Origin of the sequence: Mycobacterium aquaticum, assembly GCF_002086485.1 — a bacterium.
GTDB lineage: Bacteria > Actinomycetota > Actinomycetes > Mycobacteriales > Mycobacteriaceae > Mycobacterium > Mycobacterium aquaticum.
Window position 1 is genome coordinate 91022 of record NZ_MVHF01000017.1, and the last position, 22843, is coordinate 113864.

Annotated in this window: 18 protein-coding genes; 8 read left to right on the forward strand and 10 right to left on the reverse strand. The window is 67.2% G+C overall.

Annotation, left to right across the window (positions count from 1 at the left end):
* Positions 1–2 precede the first annotated feature (2 nt).
* The 3 genes from BST13_RS17915 to BST13_RS17925 all read right to left on the reverse strand — a co-directional run bounded on the left by BST13_RS17915 (position 3) and on the right by BST13_RS17925 (position 4567).
* Positions 3–1460: a TFIIB-type zinc ribbon-containing protein gene (locus BST13_RS17915; RefSeq protein ID WP_245839712.1), complete on the reverse strand. Its 1458-nt coding sequence runs from the start codon at positions 1458–1460 to the stop codon at positions 3–5.
* A 4-nt stretch (positions 1461–1464) separates the two neighbouring features.
* Positions 1465–2754, reverse strand: coding sequence for an SPFH domain-containing protein (locus tag BST13_RS17920; protein ID WP_083165370.1), 1290 nt, complete (start codon positions 2752–2754; stop codon positions 1465–1467).
* Positions 2755–2971: 217 nt separating this feature from the next.
* Positions 2972–4567, reverse strand: coding sequence for an FCD domain-containing protein (locus BST13_RS17925; RefSeq protein ID WP_083165371.1), 1596 nt, complete (start codon positions 4565–4567; stop codon positions 2972–2974).
* Between the two features lie 130 nt (positions 4568–4697).
* On the opposite strand from BST13_RS17925, the gene BST13_RS17930 reads away from it, so the two are divergent.
* The 3 genes from BST13_RS17930 to BST13_RS17940 are packed head-to-tail and all read left to right on the forward strand — an operon-like array spanning position 4698 to position 8617.
* Positions 4698–6749: an NADH:flavin oxidoreductase gene (locus tag BST13_RS17930; RefSeq protein WP_083165372.1), complete on the forward strand. Its 2052-nt coding sequence runs from the start codon at positions 4698–4700 to the stop codon at positions 6747–6749.
* Between the two features lie 48 nt (positions 6750–6797).
* Positions 6798–8186, forward strand: coding sequence for an MFS transporter (locus BST13_RS17935; protein ID WP_083165373.1), 1389 nt, complete (start codon positions 6798–6800; stop codon positions 8184–8186).
* A 20-nt stretch (positions 8187–8206) separates the two neighbouring features.
* Entirely contained in the window at positions 8207–8617 is a 411-nt protein-coding gene (locus BST13_RS17940; RefSeq protein WP_083165374.1) for a GlcG/HbpS family heme-binding protein, read from the forward strand.
* A gap of 6 nt (positions 8618–8623) precedes the next feature.
* Here the strand turns inward: BST13_RS17940 and BST13_RS17945 are convergent, their stop codons facing one another.
* The gene (locus tag BST13_RS17945) at positions 8624–9601 is read right to left on the reverse strand and encodes a LacI family DNA-binding transcriptional regulator (protein ID WP_083165415.1); all 978 of its coding nucleotides are present in this window, start codon (positions 9599–9601) and stop codon (positions 8624–8626) included.
* A gap of 184 nt (positions 9602–9785) precedes the next feature.
* Between BST13_RS17945 and BST13_RS17950 the strand changes: the two genes are divergently transcribed.
* Genes BST13_RS17950 through BST13_RS17965 form a run of 4 tightly spaced genes read left to right on the forward strand, consistent with a single transcriptional unit; the run spans position 9786 to position 13627 of the window.
* Positions 9786–11072 (forward strand): aryl-sulfate sulfotransferase, encoded by a 1287-nt coding sequence (locus BST13_RS17950; protein WP_083165375.1) that lies wholly within the window; start codon positions 9786–9788, stop codon positions 11070–11072.
* Positions 11069–11908 (forward strand): ABC transporter permease, encoded by an 840-nt coding sequence (locus BST13_RS17955; RefSeq protein WP_083165376.1) that lies wholly within the window; start codon positions 11069–11071, stop codon positions 11906–11908. The genes BST13_RS17950 and BST13_RS17955 overlap by 4 nt, the downstream gene beginning before the upstream one ends.
* A 1-nt stretch (position 11909) precedes the next feature.
* Entirely contained in the window at positions 11910–12662 is a 753-nt protein-coding gene (locus BST13_RS17960) for an ABC transporter ATP-binding protein (RefSeq protein ID WP_083165377.1), read from the forward strand.
* Positions 12659–13627: an ABC transporter substrate-binding protein gene (locus BST13_RS17965; RefSeq protein ID WP_083165378.1), complete on the forward strand. Its 969-nt coding sequence runs from the start codon at positions 12659–12661 to the stop codon at positions 13625–13627. Before BST13_RS17960 ends, BST13_RS17965 begins: the two co-directional genes overlap by 4 nt.
* A 7-nt stretch (positions 13628–13634) precedes the next feature.
* Here BST13_RS17965 and BST13_RS17970 read toward each other — a convergent pair whose 3' ends face one another.
* The 6 genes from BST13_RS17970 to BST13_RS17995 form a co-directional block, all read right to left on the reverse strand.
* On the reverse strand, positions 13635–15134 hold the full coding sequence (locus BST13_RS17970) for a PucR family transcriptional regulator (protein ID WP_083165379.1): 1500 nt from the start codon (positions 15132–15134) through the stop codon (positions 13635–13637).
* Between the two features lie 25 nt (positions 15135–15159).
* A complete protein-coding gene (locus tag BST13_RS17975) occupies positions 15160–16605 on the reverse strand; it encodes a purine-cytosine permease family protein (protein ID WP_083165380.1) in 1446 nt (481 codons plus the stop codon).
* Positions 16606–16620: 15 nt separating this feature from the next.
* On the reverse strand, positions 16621–18048 hold the full coding sequence (locus BST13_RS17980) for a purine-cytosine permease family protein (RefSeq protein ID WP_083165381.1): 1428 nt from the start codon (positions 18046–18048) through the stop codon (positions 16621–16623).
* A 26-nt stretch (positions 18049–18074) separates the two neighbouring features.
* Positions 18075–18467, reverse strand: coding sequence for a hypothetical protein (locus BST13_RS17985; RefSeq protein WP_083165382.1), 393 nt, complete (start codon positions 18465–18467; stop codon positions 18075–18077).
* A gap of 8 nt (positions 18468–18475) precedes the next feature.
* Positions 18476–20101 carry a GMC family oxidoreductase gene (locus tag BST13_RS17990; RefSeq protein WP_083165383.1) on the reverse strand — a complete coding sequence of 542 codons (1626 nt, stop codon included), beginning with the start codon at positions 20099–20101 and terminating at the stop codon, positions 18476–18478.
* 208 nt (positions 20102–20309) lie between these two features.
* Positions 20310–21812 (reverse strand): PucR family transcriptional regulator, encoded by a 1503-nt coding sequence (locus BST13_RS17995; protein ID WP_083165384.1) that lies wholly within the window; start codon positions 21810–21812, stop codon positions 20310–20312.
* A gap of 103 nt (positions 21813–21915) precedes the next feature.
* On the opposite strand from BST13_RS17995, the gene BST13_RS18000 reads away from it, so the two are divergent.
* Positions 21916–22833 carry an NAD-dependent epimerase/dehydratase family protein gene (locus BST13_RS18000; RefSeq protein WP_083165385.1) on the forward strand — a complete coding sequence of 306 codons (918 nt, stop codon included), beginning with the start codon at positions 21916–21918 and terminating at the stop codon, positions 22831–22833.
* The last annotated feature ends 10 nt before the right edge of the window (positions 22834–22843 follow it).

The following is a 22843-nucleotide window of genomic DNA, read 5'->3' on the forward strand; positions in this document are numbered from 1 at the left end:
CCCTACCGCCAGAACACCAGGGCCGAGAGGAATGTCCCTGCGAGCCCGAACAATTCGGCGACGCCGGAGGCGACCCACAGGCGCGTGGTGTTGATGGGCACCGAGCCCATCGTCTCGCCGGTGCGGCCGTTCACCGCGATGTAGTGCAACAGCTCTTTCCCGCTGCTCTTGCGCTCGTAGTAGCTGTAGAGCCACACCGGCAGGTACGCCGACACCCACCGCTCGCCGTGGACATCGATGCGCTGCTGGTCCCACCGCACGCCGCGGTCGTAGAAGTCCAGAGTCTCGGCCGCGCGGTACCTACCGATGTCCTGGGCCTGCAGGCGTGCTGGTGCGAACATGGCATCGATGTCGAGATCCCGCCGCTGCGAGGTGAATCCGGAGAGGTAGTTGGGGTCGTAGCGCACGGCGTTCTTGGTGTCGAACGGCATGATCGAGTTGATGATGTTGTTGGTGTTGCGATCGGTGTGGAAGTCGCGCTTGTCCGCGGCCGATTCGATCGTGAGGTCGTCGACGTAGAGATCGAACTTGCGGGCCACGCGATACGCGTCGAAGTCGTATCGGGTCTCGGACCGGTCGTCGTCAATCCGCACGGTGTAGCTGCGGGTGGTGTGCTCGCCGAAGCCCACGAACTCGACCGAGCTGTTGAAGTCGATGATCAGGTAGGGCAGGTAGACACCCATGACGTTCTCGGGGGCGAACTCCGCGGTGAACCGCCGGTTCGCGAAAAACTTTCGGGCCGAGACGAATTCGGAGATGCGGGCGACGGCCTCGGCTTTGGGCAGCGAGAACGGCAGCACGACGTCGGGGACCGCGCCGTTTTGGATCTGCTCGTTGACCGAGAGCTTGTTGCGGCACCAGTGACAGCGCGCCTGCACGGCGTGGGCCGTGTCGATCGACACCTCGGCGCCGCACGCACTGCATTTGAAGCTGACAACCTGATCGACACCCGGGATGATGTTGCCGGACGCCGAGCCGACCTGGCGGCCGCGCAGTTCCCGGATCGGCGAGTTGAGGTTGAACAGCTCCGCAGCGTTCTTCTCGCTCCACGCGAATCGGCAGAATCGGCACACCAGTTGGCTGCCCTTGATGTCGAAGCCGATGTCGGTGGCCCCGCAGCGCGGGCACTTGTTGAGGCCGTCCGCTCGGTCCGTCGCGGTCTGGATGACCTGTGGGCCGTCGTGCTGGTCGTAGGTCACCACAGGCGCTTCCCCTGGGCCGTAGCCCGCGTTGCGCTCGGCCTCGCGCGCCCGGTTCACGTCATCCCATGTGGCATTGGCGAATTCGCCGGGCGGGGTCACCTCGACGGCCCGGTCACGCGGGATAACCCCGCCGGGCTGCGCGTATCCGTATGGCTGCGACGGCGGAGCTTGCTGCGGCCATTGATTCTGCGGAGGCGGGGGCTGGCCGCCGTTGTCTGGCGGATACCCGCCGGACCGGCGGTCGTAAGGGTCGGACATGGCCTTACAGTCCGAGCGCTCTGGCCTTGGCGGCGTCGTAATCGGCCTGCGTGATGAGGCCCTGATCGAGCATGCTCTTGTACTGGGCAAGCTTCGCGACCGGATCCTCGCCTGCCGGAGCCTGCTGCTGCGGTGGGTTCTGCGGAGGCGGCCCCTGCTGTTGGTAGCCCTGCTGGCCCTGCTGCGGATAGCCCTGCTGCTGGTATCCCTGCTGGCCGTAGCCCTGCTGCGGCGGGGGCACCTGCTGATACGGCGCAGGCCCCGGCGGCTGTTGCAGGCCGCCCATGGCGCCGCCCGCGGCGTTCATCCCCATGCCCATCATCGCGATTCCGGCTGCGCCACCACCGTTTTCGCCTGCGGCCTGCATACCGCGGGCGACCGACTGCTGCAGGAACGAGTTGCCGCGCGAACCGCTCAGGGCGTCGGCCTTCTTGACGTCGGACAGCAGCCGGCGGGTGTCTTCGTCGTACTCGATCGACGCGATCGCGACGTTGACGATCGTGATGCCGCGCCCGCTGGTCCACCGGTAGGCACTGTCGACGGCAGCCGAGAGCGACTGCGCGAAACCGATCGAGTCACCCTGGATGCGCGCCATCCGATTGCCCTTGCTGGGGTCGTTCGTATAGTGCGAGAACGCAGGCGCGAGCGATGACACCACCTCGTTGAAGAGCTGGGTGGCCGCGTCATTGTCGAAATCGGTGAAATCGAACACCTGGCCGTTGGCCTGCAGATACGTCAACGGCACGAACTGGGTGGCGAACAGGACCGGGTCGATGATCCGCATGGTGTACGTGCCGCGGGTGATGGCACCCACCTGAGCGCCGAGATACGCGTCGTCCCAATAGATCTCCGACTGCGTGCCGAAGCGGTTGTTGGGCAGCTCACGGAGGTTCACATAGAACACGAGCTGCTGGCTGCCCGGCCGGCCGCCGAACTTGAAGCGCTCGAACGATTGCGTGACGAGCGGGCTCACGATGCCGTTGCCGGCGAAGATGGACTGCGAGTTGATGTCGTCGGAACGCCACTCGTAGCCACCGGGCTGCGCGATGAAACCGGTGATCTTGCCGTCCTGGAACGTCAAAAGGCCGGTGCCCTCGGGGACGACGATCTTCGATCCGTTGCTGATGATGTTCTGCGACCCCCGGGTGTTGGAGCCGCGGCCGGCGTTCTGCCCGACCGGAACGCCGGGGAAGATCGCTGCCGTCGGGGCGACCTGTGGCGGAACGATGAAGTCTTTCCACTGGTCAGCGAGCGTCCCGCCGAACGCGCCTGCGAAAGCCTGAATGAATCCCACGGTTGGCGCTCCTTAGACCTCGCAGCGATCCGACAGCGGGGGCCGTCAATCGCCTCGACGGAGAGGGCATTTGCCCTTGGTTGGCAGCCACAGCGTACCCGCGAAAACCCTTCGGACAGGGCGGTCTCGCGGGCACACCCTTTGCCCTGCGGGGCAGATTCTTCGCGGGTGCTCGTGATCGGCGACAGCGTTCGGGTACACGCGCGGCGCGCGCAGGTCACGCGCGGCGATCCTCCACGGAGAGTTGGCCGAGCATGTACCGCACGCAGTTGTCCACCTTGGTCCGCCAGGCCTCCACTGCCCGCGCCGGGTCCTGGCTGCGGAGCTCGTCGATGATTCGCTGGTCGTCGGCGATGATCTCGGCGGTCGGATACCGGTAGTCCAGGCCCAGGATCGCGATGAACAGCCGCACCTGCGCGGTGAGCTGCACGAACATCCAGCTGATTCGCGGCATCCCGGCGGCCAGCGCCAGCTGGTCCTGCAGATCCATGTCCAGGGCGTACGTCTCGGCATCGAGCCGGTGCTCGGCGCATACCGCGATCCGGGCCAACGTGGTGTCCACGTACGCCGGTGGCGAGATCCGTTGCGCGGCCATGGTTCGCACCAGCGCCGTGCCCAGCAGACCGCGCGCCGTGTAGGTCTCGATCACGTCGCGCGGTGTGGGGGTCGGCAGGCGCAGGTGGCCTGCGCGACGGTCGAGGATCGCCTGTTCGGCCAGATAGTTCAGCACCTCGGTGGTCCGCGGGCGGGACAACCCCGAGAGGCCCGAGATCAGGCGCACCGAGATGGCCTCGCCGGGGCTTAGACCGCCCTCGGCGATTGCCGAGCACAGCGCGGCCACGGTGTCGGAGATGTCTTGGACCGAGGCAGGCGCGGCGGGCACCGGTTCGGGCGGCGGCGTGGCGCGGGGCAACCCGCGGCTCCAGGTGAACGTCCACGGCTCCTCGCCCCTCGCCGTCGTCGCGGCATCGCGGATGCGGGCCTGCAGCGCCCGCAACTCTCGCAGCTGGGTGGGCGCGATACGCGCGGCGAGGTGGTGCAGCTGCGCCGGCCACTCCGGACCGGGCCGGCTCAGTACCGTCACCGTCGGATGCCGGGTGAGCCAGCGCCGGGCAGCCGAATCCAGTGGCTGGTCCACCACGAGGGTCACCGGCGCCTCGGGCAACCACTCACGTTCGGCGCGCCGGAGCAGGGCGAACGCCTCACCGTCGGACGCGGTCGCGTCGTCGGCGGGCGGGCGACGAAGCAGCGCCGCACACAACACCGTCTCGACGGCGTCGGTCAGAATCGCCGATGGTTCAGCGACCGTCGACTCGGCACCCTCGCGTTCGAATCCGAGCGTGCAGCCGAGTGGGCCGACGTCGACGTAGCTCAGGACCAGCGTCTTCTCGCCGACATCCAGGCCGGTCACGGGCGGGAAGTGCTGGCGGCGGATCCGGCTCACCGTCGCCTGGCTGACCCCGGTGGCCTCGGCCACGGCGCGGGTGGTCCAGCGGTCGCGACCATCCGGCGGCGCGGTGAGCGAGCAACCGAGTACGGCACGCAGCATGTCGTCGGTGACCGTCGGACGGCCCTGCGGCGGGGTCACGGCCAGCAGCGCATCGACTCCGCCGTGCCGGTAGGTGCGCCACCACCGACTCACCGACGTGGTGCTCACCGATGCGCGCCGCGCCGCCTCGGCCACGCCCATGTCCGCGCAGTCGAGCACCACCCGGGCCCGTACCCCCTGACCATGGGAAACCTGGCGCGATCGGGTGATCCGCAGCAGCTCCGCCCGGTCCTCGAGGGGAAGGCGATGCGCGTTGTCCGCCATGCCGCAACCATAACTTTCCTGTGAATCACTCCGGATCGGATCCATCACACAGACTAGTCCGTGGTGATTTGCATCACGCATCGTACTTCCAGTGGTTCCGCGAGTACCGCGGCGAAGGGAGTTCGAAAACATGAGTGACCCGCTGTTCACGCCGTTCAAGCTGAAGAATCTGGTGCTGCGCAACCGGATCGTCAGCACGTCACACGAACCGGCCTACAGCGAGGACGGTCTTCCGAAAGACCGCTACCGCATGTACCACCGGGAGAAGGCCCGCGGCGGCGTGGCGCTGACGATGATCGGCGGCAGCGCACTGGTCAGCCCGGACTCCATGCCGCCGTTCGGCAATCTGCAGCTCTGGCGCGACGAGGCCGAGCCGCTGCTGCGCGCGCTCGCCGACGATGTACACGAGCAGGGCGCCGCGGTGATGACCCAGCTGACGCACATGGGCCACCGCACCGACAACTACACGCACGACTGGATTCCGGCGCTCTCGGCGTCGGGCACCCGCGAGCCGGCACACCGATCGTTCTCCCGAGTCGCCGATGTCCGCGATCTGGAGCGCATCGCCCGCGACTTCGCCGACACCGCGGCCCGGTGCAAGGCCGGCGGCCTGGACGGCGTGGAGATCTCCGCCTACACCGGTCACCTGCTCGACAGCTTCCTGTCCCCCCGGCACAACCACCGCACCGACGAGTACGGCGGCTCGCTGGAGAACCGGATGCGGTTCCCGTTGCAGGTCATCAACGCCGTGCGCGAAGCCGTCGGCGACGACTTCATCGTCGGCGTGCGCATGTCTTTCGACGAGATGCTGCCGGACAACTCCGGCATGGTCCCTGCCGACGCGCTGCAGATCGCGGCCGCGATGCAGGACGCCGGGATCGACTTCTTCAGCGTCAACCGCGGCAACGCCGACACCGACTGGGAACTGGCCAAGGTCATCCCGCCTATGTTCACCCCGGCCAATCCGCACCTGGAGTTCGCCGGCTGGATCAAAAAGCAGCTGTCGGTCCCGGTCATGCACTCGTCGCGCATCGCGGACGTGGCCACGGCCCGCTATGCGATCAGCGAGGGACTGCTCGACATGGTCGGCATGGTCCGCGCGCTGATGGCCGACCCGGACCTGCCGAACAAGACGCAGGAGGGCCACGCCGACCGGATCCGGCCGTGCGTCGGCGCGAGCGTGTGCATCGACGGCATCTACACCCACGGCTCGGCGATGTGCATCCACAACCCCGCCACCGGCCGGGAAACCCAACTGCCGCAGCGCGTCACCCCGGCCCCGGCCGAGCAGCACAAGCGCTGCGTGGTGATCGGCGGCGGACCCGCCGGACTTGAGGCGGCGCGTGTGCTCGCCGAGCGCGGCCATTCCGTCACCCTGTACGAGGCGGGTGACCGCTTCGGCGGGCAGGTGGCGCTGGCCGCGGTCTCCGAGCGCAGGCGCGATCTGATCGGCATCGTCGATTGGCGGTACGACGAGTGCAAGCGGCTCGGCGTCGAGCTCAAGCGCAACCACTACGTCGACCCATCGGAACTCGACTCCTTCACCGAGTCGGTGGACGTGGTCATCCTGGCCACCGGCGGCCTGCCCAACCCCGACCTCGGCATTCCCGGCGGTGAGCTGGCCGTCGACACCTGGGACATCATCTCGGGTGCCCGCAAGGTGGGTGGCGACGTGCTGGTCTACGACGACCTTGGCGGCCACCAGGCCATGGATGCGGTCGAGGCACTGATCCGCACGGCAGGCACCGTCGAATACGCGACCCCCGAGCGCAGCGTCGCCGTCGATGTCGGCGCATCCCCGGCGGGCCAGTACTTCGCGCTGTTCGCCGACCATGAGGTGAGCACCGGGGTGCTGCACCGGCTGGTGTCGATCGAGAAGCACGACGGTCGCCTGCTGGCCCGGCTGCAGGTCGAAGGCGCCAAGGCCGCCACCGAGCGCATTGTCGACGCGGTCGTGGTCGAACACGGCACCGAACCGGACAACGACCTCTACGAGGCGCTGCTGCCCGGTTCGGTCAACCTCGGCCAGATCGCGATCCGCGAACTGCTGGCCCGCTCGCCGCAGCCTGCGACGGCGAATCCCGACGGTCGCTACGCCCTTTATCGGGTCGGCGATGCCGTCGCGAGCCGCAACATCCACGCCGCGATCCTCGATGCCTACCGCCTCTGCCTGGCCATCTGAACAGCCACCGCAAACCCTCCACAGCCCACCCACACGAGGAGTACAGCCATGTCTTCGCCACAGAGCACCGCGGGTAAGGACGCCGCTGGGTTACCCGTAAGTACCCCGGCATTCCGGCGCCGATTCCTGTTCCGGCTCACCGCAGTTCTGGTCGGCGGGATGTTTCTCGACGGCTACATCCTGGGGATCATCGGTCCCGTCACCGGCCTGATCCAGGACGACCTGCAGGTCAACGACCTCATGATCGGCCTGATCGCGGCAGGCACGCTGTTCGGCATCTTCGTCGGCGCCCCCGTGGGCGGCTGGCTGACCGACAAATACGGCCGCAAACCCATGTTCCTCATCGACATGGGCCTGTTCGTGCTCGCGTCATTCCTGCAGTTCTTCGTGGCTCTGGGCCAGTTCTTCATCACCTCGGCAATCCAGCTGCTCATCATCCGTTTCCTGATGGGCATCGCGATCGGCGGCGAGTATTCGATCGGCATGCCGCTGATGACCGAGTTCTCGCCGGCCCGGCTGCGCGGCCGCCTGCTCGGCGCCGCCCTGGTGGCCTGGTACGTCGGCTTCATGGTCGCGTTCATCGTGGCGCACGCACTGATGGACGCAGGGCTGAACTGGCGCATCATCATCGGCTCCAGCACCGTGATCGCCGCGGGGTTGTTCCTGGCCCGGTTGGGCCTCCCCGAATCGCCACGCTGGCTGATCCAGAAGGGCAGACGCGACGAAGCGCTGTCCATCGCCAACAAGTACATGGACGTGCTCGAAGCCGCCGCCGTGACCCGCGAGAGCGAGGGCTGCGACAAGAAACCCGTCGTCAGCGGCACGTTCAGCATGCTGTTCAACAAGCACAACTGGCGCGCCACCCTGTTCACGGCCGGCTTCTGGTTCTGCGCTGTGACCCCGTACTTCGCCATCGCGACCTTCGCCGACAAGGTGCTCAAGCAGTACGGCATGGGTGAGGGCCTGGCCAGCGGTGTCGGCCTGTCGGCGCTGGCATGCCTCGGCGTCCTCGGCACCGCGCTGCTGCTCGACAAGCTCGGCCGACGCGTGCTGTCTGTCCCCACGCAATGGGTGTGCGTCGTGCTGCTGGCCGTGATCGGGTTGTGGACCGGGGCACCGTCCATCGCGGTGCTGACCATGTTCCTGGCGTTCTCGTTCTTCAACGCCGGCTACACGACGCTGACCCAGGTCTACCCCGGCGAGGTGTTCCCGACCGAAGTCCGTGGCATCGGCACCGGCTTCGCCGCCGCGTTCAGCCGGATCGGCGCGGGTATGGGCACGTTCCTGCTGCCCTGGTCGATCGCGCACCTCGGGATGTCCGTCAGCATGCTGGTCGCGGCCGGCGTCGCGCTGGTGGGAGCCGCGCTGTCCCAGTGGCTTGCCCCGGAAACCAAGGGCAGAACCCTGGCCGAGACCGCGTCGACGCTGGCGCACTGATCCGCAGTAGGTTGGCGCGCATGACGTCTTCGAGTGTCGACCTGACCACAGCGCAGCGCCTGGTGGCGGCCGCTCATGCCGAAGCACAGCGGCGGGCGGTGACCGTATCTGCCGCCGTGGTCGATTCGGGTGGACACCTGGTGGCGTTCGGGCGGATGGACGGGGCCGAGATCGCCGGCCCCGTCCTCGCCGTCGACAAGGCCTACACCGCCGTGGCCAACAGCACTGCGACCGCGGAGCTGGGTGTTTTGGCCGCGCCTGGCGGTGAGCTTTTCGGACTGCAGGCCAACGGCGGCGGGCGATTCGTGATCTTCGGTGGCGGCATCCCGCTTCGGGCCGGCGGTGTGATCGTCGGCGGTGTCGGGGTCAGCGGCGCCAGCGCGGCCGACGACGTCGCGTGTGCCGAGGCCGCGGTCGCCGCGTTCGGCTGAGCCGGATCACGGGGCCGAGCAGCCGCACGTCTCCCCGATCCGCAGCGACGCCCTGAGCTCCGCGCCGACGCCGCCCTCCCCCAGCAGCTGCCCCAATGCTCGGCGCGCCAACTCGTCGACCGGTTGTTGCACCGCGGTGAGCCGCAACTGACCGTAATCCGTTGCACCGCCGTCGAATCCGATGACGCGTATGCGCTCCGGGATCTGCAGGCCCGCATCGGCGATGGCCCGGATGGTGGCAGCCGCCTGGCCGAACGTGCCGACCACGAATGCCCGGGGCGAGCGCTGCGTACGCAGGAACTCACCGACCGCGGCGTAGGCACCCGCGGGCGTGAGATCGGTCCGGATGTGACGGAGTCCCGCGCCGACGACGGACGCGACACCCTCGAACCGCTGCTCGACGGTTTCCCGGTCGCCGTGCCGCACATCTGATTCGGTGAAACCACCCACGAATACCGTGTCGTGACACGCATGTTCGTCGAGCAGGTGCCGGGCGGCCAGCGCGCCCGCCTGCGCGTGGTCCACGGCGACGATGTCGTCGGCGACGTCGCCACGCACATTGTGCAGCCACACCACGGGGATGCGTTCCTGGCGGCACAGCTTGGCCGTTTCGGGCGCGTTGGCGGCGCCGATCACCACCAGACCGTCGACGCCCACCTCGGTGAACGCGGTAGCGAATTCCAGCTCACGTTCCGGGTCGTAGCCGGTGTTGCCGATCATGGTCAGGTGGTCGCGGGCCCTGGCTTCGACCTCGATACGCCCGACGAACTCACCGAACAGCGGCAACCCGAGGTCGGGGACCAGCAGGCCGATCTGACGCCACCGTCGCGGCCGCCGCAGCGCCCTGGCGCGTCGATCGGGCCGGTAGTCCAGCTCGTCGATGGCGTCGATAACCTTGGCCCGCAACGACTCTGACACCGGACGCGGCCCGTTGTTGAGCACGTAGCTCACCACTGCCGTCGATGTACCGGCCCGGCTTGCCACGTCTGCCAGGGTCGGACGTTTTCCGCTCACCCTTGGATTCCCCGTCCCCTGACGACGCTTCGCCAGACTTTCGATCACGCCGATTATGACGGTTACGCCAGCATCTTCGCTTACTACGCTAATCGATTAGAACTGTTACGGGGAGGACCCGTGGACGTAACACGACATTGGTGGAGTAGCTGACATGGCATTCGTACGACAGTCCGGCGTCACACATTTCGACCCCGAACTCGCCTACGACAGCTACGTGCTGTTCACGGGCGCAGATTCGGTCACGCGCCTCATTGCCCTCGACGGCACGGTCGTGCACGAGTGGCCCTACGCGGGCGTGCCGCCCCGCATCCTGGATCCCGCGCTCAACGGTGGCCGCATCGGCGACGTCGGGGTGCAGCTGTCCGACAGCGGCGATGCGCGCGGTGGCATTTACGCCAACGGAACTGTGGGGCAACTCGATTGGAACGGTGACCGGGTTTGGGAATGGGGTCTGCAGGCGCCAGGTGGAGCGGCCAGGCAGAACCACGACTGGGAGCTGCTGCCCAGCGGCAACCGGCTGATCCTGGTCACGGCACCACGCGTGGTACCAGCCCTGGGTGACCGCGTCGTCGGCGACCAGGGCCTCTATGAGGTGGCGCCGGACGGGGAGATCGTCTGGAGCTGGCTGGCCGGCGACCATCTCGACGAGTTCGGCTTTTCCGAGACCGGTTGGGCCGCGCTGCGTGAGACGGTGGCCCGCGACCCCGAGGACCCGTGGGGCTACCTGGAGATGAACAGTGCCAAATCCCTTGGCCCCAACCGCTGGTACGACGTGCAGCCCGACACCGTGTTCAACCCCGACAACATCCTGGTGAGCTTCCGCAAGGCCAACATCATCGCACTCATCGACAAGTCGTCCGGAGCCGTCGCCTGGCGACTCGGACCGTACTACGCCGCGCAAGCCGGAGCCCAGCACCAGCGGATCAACGCCCATAAAGTCCCGCGCCCGCTGGATCAGACCTCCGGACAACACAATCCGCACATGATCGCCGCGGGTCTGCCGGGCGCGGGCAACATCCTGGTGTTCGACAACCAGGGCGGGGCGGGTTACCCACCCGCACCGCTTGGTATCTACGCCGGCTCGCGGGTTCTCGAAATCGACCCGGTCACACAGGAAATCGTATGGCAGTACACCGCAGAAGATTCGGGTCGCCCGTCGTGGACGTTCTTCAGTTCCTTCGTGAGCAACGCCCAGCGCCTGCCCAACGGCAACACCCTGATCACCGAGGGCATGCACGGGCGGCTGTTCCAGGTGACGGCCGACGGCGACGTCGCATGGGAGTACCACAGCCCCTACGAGGGGTATGGCGTCGCCGGTGAACCCGAGGTCAAACAGCCCCGGGTCCCGGGAGTCGATCGGCTCACCCTGACCGCCCTGGTCTATCGCGCCCAGGCCGTACCGTTCGAGTGGACTCCGCTTCCCGGTGGGCACTCATGACCGCAGGAGTGGCAGTCCGGACACCGGCGGTAGGCACGGCGAAACGAGCGGCGCCGGCCCGGCTGCGCTCGGTGTTGGCCAGGTTCTCCGCGCTCGGCTGGACCGTCGCGGGCCTGGTGCTCGCATCGACCGTGTGGTCACTGGTGGTAGCGACCGGCCGATTCCCCCGTCAGCTCTTCCCGAGCGTCCCGCAGATCCTCTCCGCGGGCCACGCCCTCTGGGCCGACGGGCTGCTGATGGCCGACATCAGTGCCAGCTTGGGCAGGGCCGCACTGGGTTTCGCGATCGGCGCGGCCATCGGCGTCGTCGTCGCGGTGCTCACGGCGACCACCGCGGCCGGACGCAACCTCCTGCAACCCGTGCTGCGGGTGTTCGCGCCGATCCCGACGATAGGCCTGGTGCCACTGGCCATTCTCTGGTTCGGATTGGGCGAGAACAGCAAGACCCTGGTCATCGCGCTGGGCGTGTTCGTCCCGGTGTGGATCAACAGCCATTCGGGGCTCGCGAGCACGCCTGCCGATTATCTGAAGGCCGCCCGCTGCCTGGGGGCGGGCCGGTGGCAGACCCTGCGCAGGGTCGTGTTGCCCGAGGCCGCACCGGACATCGCCGCGGGTCTGCGGGTGGGTGCCGCGATGGCGTTCGTGTTGATCGTGGTGGCCGAGATGACCGGCACCACAGCGGGTATCGGGTACCGGATCTATCAAGCTCAGTTGTTCTCCCAGGCCGACCGGCTCATCTTCTGCCTGATCATCCTTGGCATCCTCGGTGCCCTGTGCGACCTGGTCGTCAACGCGGTCACCACCCCGTTCACCCGCTGGGCGCAGGAGGAACACTGACGTGGCCATCCAGACACACGACCTTGTCGTCCAGTTCCCCGGCCAACGCGAACCGGCCCTGAAGAACATCTCGCTGACGGTTCCCGACGGGTCGTTCGCGGTACTCGTCGGCGCCTCGGGCAGCGGCAAATCCACCCTGCTGCATTGCCTGGCCGGCCTCATCACCCCGACCTCGGGCACGGTCACCGACAACGGCGCGCCCGTCACCGAACCGCAGCCCCGCCGTGGCGTGGCATTCCAGCGCGACGTGCTGTTCCCGTGGATGACGGTCGCCGACAACATCGACTTCGCCCTGGCAGCCAGGAATCTCGCCAAAGGTCAACGGCAGGAACAGATCAGCATCCTGCTCGACCTCGTCGGTCTGCGCGAGGACGTGGCACGCCAACGCCCCACCGAACTGTCCGGCGGCATGCGGCAACGCGTCAGCATCGCCCGGGTACTGGCAGGCGAACCGTCGGTGATGCTCATGGACGAGCCGTTCGCGGCGCTCGACGCGCTCACCCGGCTGCGGATGCAGGATCTGCTGATCGACCTGTGGACCCGCCTGAACCGCACCATCGTCTTCGTCACGCACGACATCGACGAAGCCATCCGGCTCGGCGACACCGTCAGCGTGTTGCGCGACGGCCGGATCGCCGACCACATCGTCAATCCGCTGAGCCGGCCCCGGCCCGCCGATGCACTGGCAGATCAGCCCGGCTACAGCGAGATTCGTAAAACCCTGCACCATCAACTCGAGGATGCCCGAACGTGAAATCGATTCTCCGGCGGATGTTCGCCGCTGCCCTGACCGCCTCAGCGCTGGCCGTGTCGGTCACCGCCTGCACCAGCTCGGGCAGTGCGAACGCCGATGAGCTGACCGTCGGCTTCGTCGTCGACCCGTCCTGGGCACAGGTCCCGGTGGCGGCTTCGACCGGCTTGTTCGACAAGCATGGCGTCAAGGTCAAGGTGGTGAACTTCTCCTCCGGCGTCGAGGCCCTGCAGGCCGCCGCGGCGGGCCAGGTCGACATCACCACTGCCGCAGACGTTCCCACGTCGGCCGCGCTCACCCGCACACCGACCCTGAGGGTCGTCGGCGACGGCTCGAGGTGGGAAGGTTCGCGCATCGTGGCCCGGCGTAGCGCGGGCATCACCACCATCGCCGATCTGGCAGGCAAGTCGATCGGCACGCCGCTGGGTACCAGCGCCGCCTACTACATATCGAATGCACTGGCGCACAACAATATCAGCGCTCAGCTGGTCCAGGTGGCGCCGTCGGCCGTCGTCACCGCGGCCACCCAGCGCAACGTCGACGCGGTGTCGATCTTCCAGCCGTACCAGGCGCAGACCATCCAGGCGCTGGCCACCGATGCAGTCGAGCTCAACGGCGGCACGTATCACCAGCACAGCCTGTTCCTCGCCACCCAGCATGCGATCGCCGACAAAGGCCCGGCGCTCACGAGCTTCTTCGCCGCACTGTCCGACGCCGGATCCGCACTGTCGCACCAGGACAACGCCGCGATCGACGCCGTGGCCAAGGCCACACAGCTCGACGCGGGCCTACTGCGCCCGGTGCTCAAAGAGTTCGACTTCACGCTGCAGCTCAATCCGGATCTCGCTGCCAAGCTCACCGAACTCGGCGAGTGGGCCAAGACCCAGAAGTCGATCGACGCCACGGCCGCCTTGCCCGATTACGCACAGTTCCTCGACAACCGGTTCCTGCCGAAACCGGCGGCGTAACTGGCGGTCAGCGCCCGTCGAGCAGATCCCTGGACCGCAACGCCAGCCACAGCTGCGCGATGTCGGCCGTGTCGGAAAGCCGTGCGCCGGTGAGCTCTTCGACCTTGTGCACGCGGTAGAGCACGGTCTGGCGGTGCACGTTCATGGCGGCGGCGGTGCGCTGCCACGACCGCTGGTTGGTGAGAAAGGCTTCCAATGTCTCGACCAATCCGGTGCGGTGCTGGGTATCGTGCTCGATGAGCGGGCCCAGCCACCGTTCGACCATGGCCTGGGCGTCCTCGACACCGCCCATCCCGACCCACGACGTGGCGGTGCCGTACCGCACGATGGCATCGCCGGTCCGTTGCGCGGTGCCCAGCGCCCAGGTGGCTTCGCGGGCGGCTTCCGCCGAGCGGCCCACGGTCTTCATCACGCGGCTGGCCCCGATCCTGGCGGTCTGCCCGAGCGAGGCGGCGATGCCGTCGACCGCCGCGTCGGTACCCGGCACCACAGCGTGTGCGACGCCGGACCGGAATGCCGTCACATGCGGAATCCGCCGCCGCCACAAGGCCACATGCAAATCGCGCAGCCTCCGGTCGTCGGCACAGGTGACCGAGACGAACATCGATGTCGCCGGATCCAGACCCGCTGACTGCAGTTGCCTGCGCCCGACCCGCTGATCGATACGGCCGTCGATGAGCTGCGCGGTGAGTTCGGCGCCCGAGCGGCGGGTGTGTTCCAGCGCCAGGTGGGTCTGAGAGAGTTCGAGCGCGACGACCGTCGCCGCGTGCTGGATCAGCACGCCGTCGAGGGCCACTCCGCCTTCCCGGATGACGGCCAGCACCGCGTGCTCGTGCGTCGGTACCTCACCGACCAGAACCTCGACACCGCTGGGCGTCAGGATGGACCGCGCCCCGGCCGCGAGCGTGCCCTGCGATGCCGCGCGCACGGTCTCCTTGACCTCATCGCCGGGATGCGGGCCGTCGGGGTGATACGCGTCGCCGGTGACGCGGTCGCAGACGAACACCGAACACCGCAATTCCTTGGTGAGGGCGTCGGCAATGCGGGACCGTGCCACATCTCCTGCCGTGGTGCGGCGCAGCGCATCGTAGATGCGGGCCGTGCGCATGAGCCGCTGCGACTGTTCGAGCAGCGTGGCCTCGGCGATGGCCCGCGAAATCGCCACGAACGGCATGGGATAGCGGATCCACAGCACCGGCAGGCCGAGGCGTTCGCTGGCGCGCGTGAAGCGCTGGGTCAGCCGGGGGCAGTACATCTCTTCCCCGATGGCCAAACCGCTGGCGCCGACCCGCTGCAGCTCGTCGAGCAGATGCTCCTGCTCGGCCGCCCCCGCCGGGAACGACATGCCGTTGGTCATCAAGAGCTCCCCGGCGCTGACCCACTGCCACGGCTCGGGCAGGTCCGACGTGTGTGTCCAGGACACCTGGCGGTCCAATCCGGCCTTGCCGGAGTGCAGTCGCAGCTGCAGGTGCGGCATGTCCAGCAGCTCGCGCACCGTGATGCTCACCGGTCAACCGTATCGCTGGATCGGGTCACGGAACGGGTTTGGCGACAACCTCGGCACGACTCTCCGGCCGGTGCACCCGCGGGCCGAGCACCGCATACAGCGCCGCGGCCACCAGACCACCGGCGAGCCAGGACAGATCGAGTCCGCCGAGGGCGCGGGACCCGAAACCCTGCATGGCACCCGTCGCCCCGTACATGAACATCCAGGTGGCGACGATTCCCGCTGCGAAGCTGAACATGGTCGCCCAGTTCACATCCGGCAGCCGCCGAGTTCCGACCGGGTCGAAAAGCCGCTGCGCGTCGACGCGGCCGTTCTCGACCACGTAGTAATGCACCAGCATGATGCCGGCCCAGCTTGCGACCCAGGCCACGATGGCCGCGAGCCAGGTGTCGAGCACCGTGGCCAGGCTGGACTGGTAGATGAAGAAGACGATGGCGGCCAGCGCCAGGACGCCGACAAGCACATTCAGCTTGCGCCGGTGCACCTTGATGTCGAGGGCTTGGGCGGCCACCGAGAACGTGTAGATGTTGAGGATGTTCGTCGCGATCGGACCGTGAATCACCAACAACAGCACCGGCAGGGCAAGCGCGCCGTAGTTGTCCACGATCAACCGGCCGGGATCGACCGATCCGTTGGTCGTCGCCAAGCTGGCTCCCAGGGCACCGAGCCAGACCACCGGGATGATCTGGCCGAGAGCACTGGCCAGGTACAGCCTGCGTCGGGGCACCGTGGTGCTGACGAACCTCGAGTAGTCACAGGCGTAGGTGAACCACGTTATGCCCCATCCGATTCCGATCACAGTCATCACCGTCGACATGGCAACGATGCGTTCGCCGCCCTGCAGCACGTGACCGGCGGGCCCGGCGTAGGACCAGTCGATGTCCAGGTGGAACCACGCGACGAGCGTCATGAGGACAAGCACGGCCAGGGTGGGCGGGACAGTCCAGCGTTCGAACGCGGCGATGGTCCGGTACCCGAACCAGGCAATCGTCACCTGGATTCCCATGATGGTCGCGGCCACAAGGATTTTCGGCACAATGTTGGGCGCATCCGGATCGACCAGGCCCAACTTGCCCAGCAGCGCCATCACGAGGTCGAGGATTATCCAGGTGTTCACAGCGCACCAGCCGACGGCCAGGGCCGCCTGGATCGCGGCGGGCACGTAGGCGCCGCGGCGTCCGAAGGCGGCCCGGGAGAGCACCATGGCGGTGACCCCGGTCTGCTGGCCCATCACCACGAAGATGCCGAACAACCCCATGCCGACGATGTTTCCGGCGATCAGGACGATCAGCGTATCCCTCAGGCCGAGCCCCAACTCGATGCCGAGCGCACCGAGCACCCAGTTGATCGGTGCGATGTTGGCGCCGGCCCAGATCCAGAACTGGCCCGAAACTCGTTTGGTGCGAACTGATTCGGGGATCGGCTGCAGAACTTCTTCGAACTGGTGGATGTCGGGCTCGGCGCTCGTCACGGTGGTAGCTCGGTTCTACTCGGCGTGGGTTCTGACGACGGAGGGAACGCTCTTCTGCCGACGCGCCAGCGAGGTCATCGTGAAATAGTACAGCGGCGAGACCACAACCAGGCCGACGATGAACGAGATATCGGTATTGCCAAGAAGTTTGGCCATGGGGCCGGTGTAGGCGGTGCCGATGATCATGAACGGCAGCTGCACCGCGACACCGATCAGGTAACAGATGACCGCAGGCCAGTTGACCCGGCCATAGCGGCCACCGTCGGCCTTGAAGAAGTCCTCGACGACGTAGTCGCCGTGGCGCACCAGGTAGAAGTCGACGAGGTTGACCGCGGTCCACGGGACCAACGCGCCCAGCAGCAGGATCAGCAGGTTGTTGTACTTGGCGACGAAGTCGTCACCGGCCGCAAGGGCGACGAACACCGCGAAGGCGCAGATGCAGGCGGCGATGATGGCGCGCTCGCGGGCCCGTGCGGTGAACTTCGGGAAGAAGGTCTGCAGGATGGTGATGGTGCACAAGGTTCCGCAGTAGAGGTTCATCGCGTTGGTCGCCGCCACCCCGACACTGAACACCGCGACCACCAGCACACTGATACCGGCGGTGGCCTTCGTCAGCGCGATGGCCGGATCGTCGTCGAGGGCCAGCAGACCGACGCCCGCGCCCAGCAGCATCGGCAGGATCGATCCCGTGGTGGTGCCCCAGTAGCTCATCCAGAAGGCCGGTTTGGCGCCGGTGGCCTTCGGCAGGTATCGCGAGTAGTCGGAAACGTAAGGGGCATAGGCGATCTGCCACACCGCCGCGGCGGCGAAGGTACCGAGGAACCCTGCCACGGTGGCGCCGGTGCTGTGGAAGAAGTCGGCAGGCATCGGGTGCACACCGAACGCCCAGACGAAGGCAAGCACCAGCGTTATACCCGACGCCCACGTCATGATCCGCGCGTAGGCGTGGATCAGCGTGTAACCCCAGATCGTCGCCGCGATGCTGACGCACGCCAGGATGAGGATGCCGCCCTTGACGCCGAGGAACGGGAGGACCGAAGCCAGTGACTCACCGCCGAACACCAGGATCGAGATGAAGAACCCGGTGTACATACACACCACGACGGCGACGATGAGTACCGCACCCAGCGAACCGAATTGGCCTTTGGTCTGCACCATCTGGGGCACGCCCAGCGTGGGGCCCTGGGCCGAGTGCAGCGCCATGAAAATCGCACCGAACAGGTTGCCGAGGACGATGGCCAACACGGCCGACCATGCCGGCTGGCCGAACACCGTCGTCGCCAGCGCACCGGTGACGATCGCCAGGATCATGATGTTGGTGCCGAACCAGATGGTGAACATGTCTCGGTTGCGGCCGTGCCGCTGATCCAGCGGCACCTGCTGAATGGTGTTCTCCTCGATGGAGGAGATGGATTCCGCTGATTTACTGCGGGTTTCACTCATGATGGGTTCTTTCGGGTGATGGCGGATCAGCGGATGACGAAGCCGCGGTCGACGACGTGCTCAAGCATGTCGACGTAGCTGTCCATGTCGTCGCGCGCGGGGCGCGGTGCCGGGTCATAGGGCATGGCGGCTTTCACTGCGGGGCTGAGGAAGTAAGCCCCCGCGGCCAGTACTGTGAGCGCCTCGAACTGGCCCGGCTGCTCGGTGGCGAGGCTGTCCAACGCGGCTTCGGGGTCCTTGCCCGCACTGGAATCCAGCGCCGCGGTGAGCGCGTCGACGAGGTCGGGCCGGTAACCCAGAACCTGGTCGAGCAGGGCGCCGGACACCTCTGCGGTGGTGGCCGACGGCATGGTGTCGCTTGCCGGGATGAGGGTTTCGGCCAGAGTGGCGAACACCTGACGCTGTTCGGGAGTGAGCATGAGGAACCTCAGAACGGAGTGGGGATGCTTGAGCGGGTTTCGGCCAGGTGTCGCATGGATCGCAACGCGACGGCCATGATGGTGGCGGTGGGATTCATGCCGGTCGAGGTGACCATGGTGCTGCCGTCGACGATGAACAGGTTGGGGACGTCGTGGGTGCGGCACCATTCGTCGACCACGGAGTTGGCCGGGTCGGTCCCCATCTTGGTGGTGCCGAGCAGATGCCAGGCGCTGTGCCGGACCACCGGAATCGGGTGTACCTCAATTGCTCCGGCGGCCTCGTGGGCCTCGACGGCCCGTGCGACGTTGAAGTCCAACATCCGCCGGCAGTTCTCGCCGATCGTGTAGTGGATCTTGGCGGCGGGAATCCCGTCGGAGTCGGTGACGTCGGGATCCAGTGTCACGGTGTTGGATTCGTCCGGAAGGTCCTCGGTGGTGATGCCCCATTCGGTGTAGCGGCCGAAGGTGCGCTGCAGGCGCGGATGGAAGCTGGCGCCGAAGCTGTCGCGCCAATCGTCGCCCGGCTCCCAGAGGGTCTGTGCCAGTGGGCCACCCGTCGGCATGAGGTTCCACTTCGCGCCCCGGACGAATCCGCGGTCGGTATCGGTCTCGTAGAACTGCAGGGATTGCAGTGCCTGCCCGGCCGGGCCGAGCCAGGTCTCCATGTCCTCGTCGTAAGCGCCGTAGACCGAGGCGTACGGGTGGGTCATCAGTCGCTTGCCGACCAGGCCCGAGGAGTTGGCGAGGCCGTCAGGCGCCGAGTTCAGCAGCAGCCGCGGCGTGCCGATTCCGTTGGCCGCCAACACCGTAACGCGTGCTGCCTGATGATGAAGCGTGCCGTCGCGGTCGATGTACTCGGCGCCGGTCGCCAGCCCGCGGTCGTTGACGGTGATCCGACTGACCCGGGCCCCGGTGACCAGTTGCACGCCGAGTTTGATCGCGTCGCGCCAGTGGGTGATGTCGGTGCTGGCCTTGGCGCCGACGGGGCAGCCGGATTCGCAGGCGCCGTAGCGCATGCAGGCTTCCTGGTTCTTGTACTTGCGCGAGGCGATGGCGTTGGGCGCGGGCCACCAGTGCCAGCCCAGCTTGTCCATGCCCTTGGCCGCGATGAGGCCGTACTTGCCGATGGGCAGCGGCGGCAGCGGGAACGTGTGCGCGTCGGGGTAGGCCGGATCGCCTTCGAGGCCGGATGCCCCGATGTGGTGGGTGACCTCGTCCAGGAACGGCCGCAGGTCCTCATAGGTGAACGGCCAGTCCTCGGCCACCCCGTCGAGGGTCTTGACCCGGAAGTCCGACGGCATGGGGCGCACCCAATGGCCGGAGAACATGATGGTGCTGCCACCGACGCCGCTGAACATCAACGGCTCGACCGGGCTCTCAGTGCTGTCGATGGGATAGTCGGCCGGGTTCTGCCGCACGTTGGGGCTGGCGTTCCACTGCTTGAGCCGGGTCAGTTCCCATTCGGGCTTGCCGGCGGTGAAGTCGTCGGGCAGGTTCCAATCGCCCTGCTCAAGGCAGACGACCTTGAGGCCGTGGCGGGCCAGTTCCAGGGCCGCCACCCCGCCGGACGCACCCGCGCCGATGATGAGGACATCAGGTTGCTCGTCGATTTCTCGGGTATTCACCAGTCGCACTCCAGGTCAGATGGCTGCTGTGCGACTAATGATGCGTGCGTCACACTGGCGGCGCGAGAAGTGATCCGCACAAAACGGTAAACCTGCCTTGTGCATGCGCACAAAGTCTGTCAACGTCCTGCCAGATCCGCCCGAACTCCCCGCCGAGCAGACGTAAAAGTTCGCGACACGCCGCGCTTGGCGTACCCGGGTGTCTGCTCGCCAAGGGCTATCGCACCACGGTGCGCATCCGGCGGGCCGCCACGGCGACCGCGAGTGTCGTCAACTGGCCGGGTCGATCGAGGTTCACGTCGAGCAGACGGGCTATCTGGTCCAGCCGGTAGTACAGCGACTGCCTGCGGATGTGCAGCAGTTTGGCCGCCTCGGCCTTGGCTCCTCCGCACTCGATCAGCACTTCGAGCGTCCGCATCAACTGCCCGCCCTTGGCCGCATCGCTGCGCTCCAGCGCGCCGATCTGGTCATCGACGAACGCGCGCAGAGCATCGCCGTCGCCGTGGCCGGCCAGCAGCCGTTCGAGTGCCAACGCCCGCACCCCGATCGCCGGGCCCGCCACGTCCAGATCCTGCCCGAGCCGCAGGGTCTCGCGCGCCTCTGTCATCGCCCGCGGCAGTGTGTCGATGTCGTCGACCATGCGACTCACGGTGATGCACAGCCGGTTTCGCGACAACCGCAGAGCACGGGCCGCACCCTGCACCGCCGTGGCGACGTCGGCACGCGGCTCGGTTGCCGCAACCGCGAGCACGCCACACAACAAGCCGTCGACGAGTCCGAAGATGCCGTGTCCCACGTGATGCATCAGGGCGTCGGCGACCATCGCGACGGAGTCGACGCGCTGCGGGTCGACGGCCACACATGCATAGCGCTGCCCCGACGTTGCGATACCCGCGGCCCGCAGGCGGGTTTCGAGCGCGCCGTGGTCACCCGCCTGATTGGCCACCAGTTGATCGAGCACCAGTTGTTGGGCCCGCAGGGTGCCCGCTATACCGGTCTGTTCCCGCATCAGACACAGCCCCAGCACGGTGGGTGCGCGCTCGAGCACTGCGGCACACAGCAATTCGGGTGCACCGGACGGGTCCACCGACAACCGCCCCCACGCCGTACCGTCGACCATGACGGGCACCTCAGCGCGCGTCGCGTCGTCACCGTCGACGGCACCGGCGGTGACCATCACCCGCCCCGCGTAATCACTGAGCCGCGCCGACGTCCCGAGCATGCCGGCAACCTGGTCGATCAGTTCGTGCAGGGTCGCGCCGCGAGCCAACGCTTCGGACAAGGCCCGGGAGGTCTCGTCGGCGTAGCGCAATCGCGACACCGACCGATCGATGAGCTCACTGTTCACCGCCTCGGCGACCTCGGTGAACCGCAACGTCGGAGCCAACTCGACCACCAGGAATCCGAGCGGCTGCGCCTCGTCGACCATTTCCGGCGGCACTTGCGCGAACGTCCTGCCGACCTCGAAGAACAAGCCGGCCACTCCCCGCTCGGCCAGCCGCCGGATGTACAGCCTGCGGCCGCTCTCATCGACGCCGACGAGACCGACACCGTTGGTCAGCAGCACCTCGTCGCCGCGCAGCAGATCCGCGATGTCGTACAGATCGGTCGAGTGCACCCACCGGACGGTGTGGTCGAGGTTGTCCCGGCCGCTGAGCACCGCCGGTTTCGCCGACCGCAGCGACGGGTGGGCAAGCACATCACCGACGGTCAAGGTCATACGACAGTATGACCCACAAGCCCGGCTGAACGTATGACGTTACGTCCGTTGTCGCCGACCGACCCGCAGGGCATTCTGGTCCACACAACAGCGAGGAGCATTCATGACCACACTCGTCACCGGCGGCCGCGGTTTCGTCGGTCGCCACCTGGTGGACCAACTGCTTGCCGACGGCGAGCGCGTCATCATGTACAACCGCGACTACTCCGTCGACCCTCGCGACGGAGTCGTCGCGGTCCTCGGCGAACTGTTCGACATTCCCCGCCTGACCGACACGCTGACCACCTATGGCGTCGACCGAATCATTCACACGGCCGGGCAGAGCCATCCGGCGCTGTCGATCGAATTGCCGGTCACCACGTTCGCCGCCAATGCCGATGGGACGCTTGCGGTTTACGAAGCGGCCCGCATGACCGACGTGCGTCGCATCGTGTTCTTCTCGTCGGAATGCGCACTCGGCAACATAACCGAGCCGGGGCCCGTCACCGAGGACGTCAAGCCGGCCCCCACCACCGTCTACGGCGTGACCAAGGTCGCGGGCGAATTGCTCGGCAGCGCGTACAACTCGCTCTACGGCATGGAGATCGTGTCACTGCGCATCACCGAGGTGTACGGCCCCGGGCTGTGGATGCCCAGCCTGCTCGGCGACATGATCCGCGCCGGCCTGCGTGGCGAGCCCTTCCGCCTGGAATCCGGCGGTGACCACGGGTTCCAGTTCGTCTACGTCGACGACGTCGCGACCGCCGCCCGGCTCGCCTCCACCACCGAAAACCTCACCCAGCAGGCGTATTTCGTATCAGGTGGGGACCGGATGACCGTGTTCGAGACCGCCGAACTGCTCACGAAAATGTTGCCGGAAGCCAAGTTCGACATCGGCCCCGGCTACCTACCCGACTGGGACCGCCAAGCCCGGTTCGACCTCAGCCGCTCCGAACGCGACCTCGGCTACGTGCCGCAGTGGGCGCTGGAGAAGGGTCTGGAGAAGCAGATCGAGTGGATCCGGGCCACCGAGAACCTCTGAAGGGATTGCC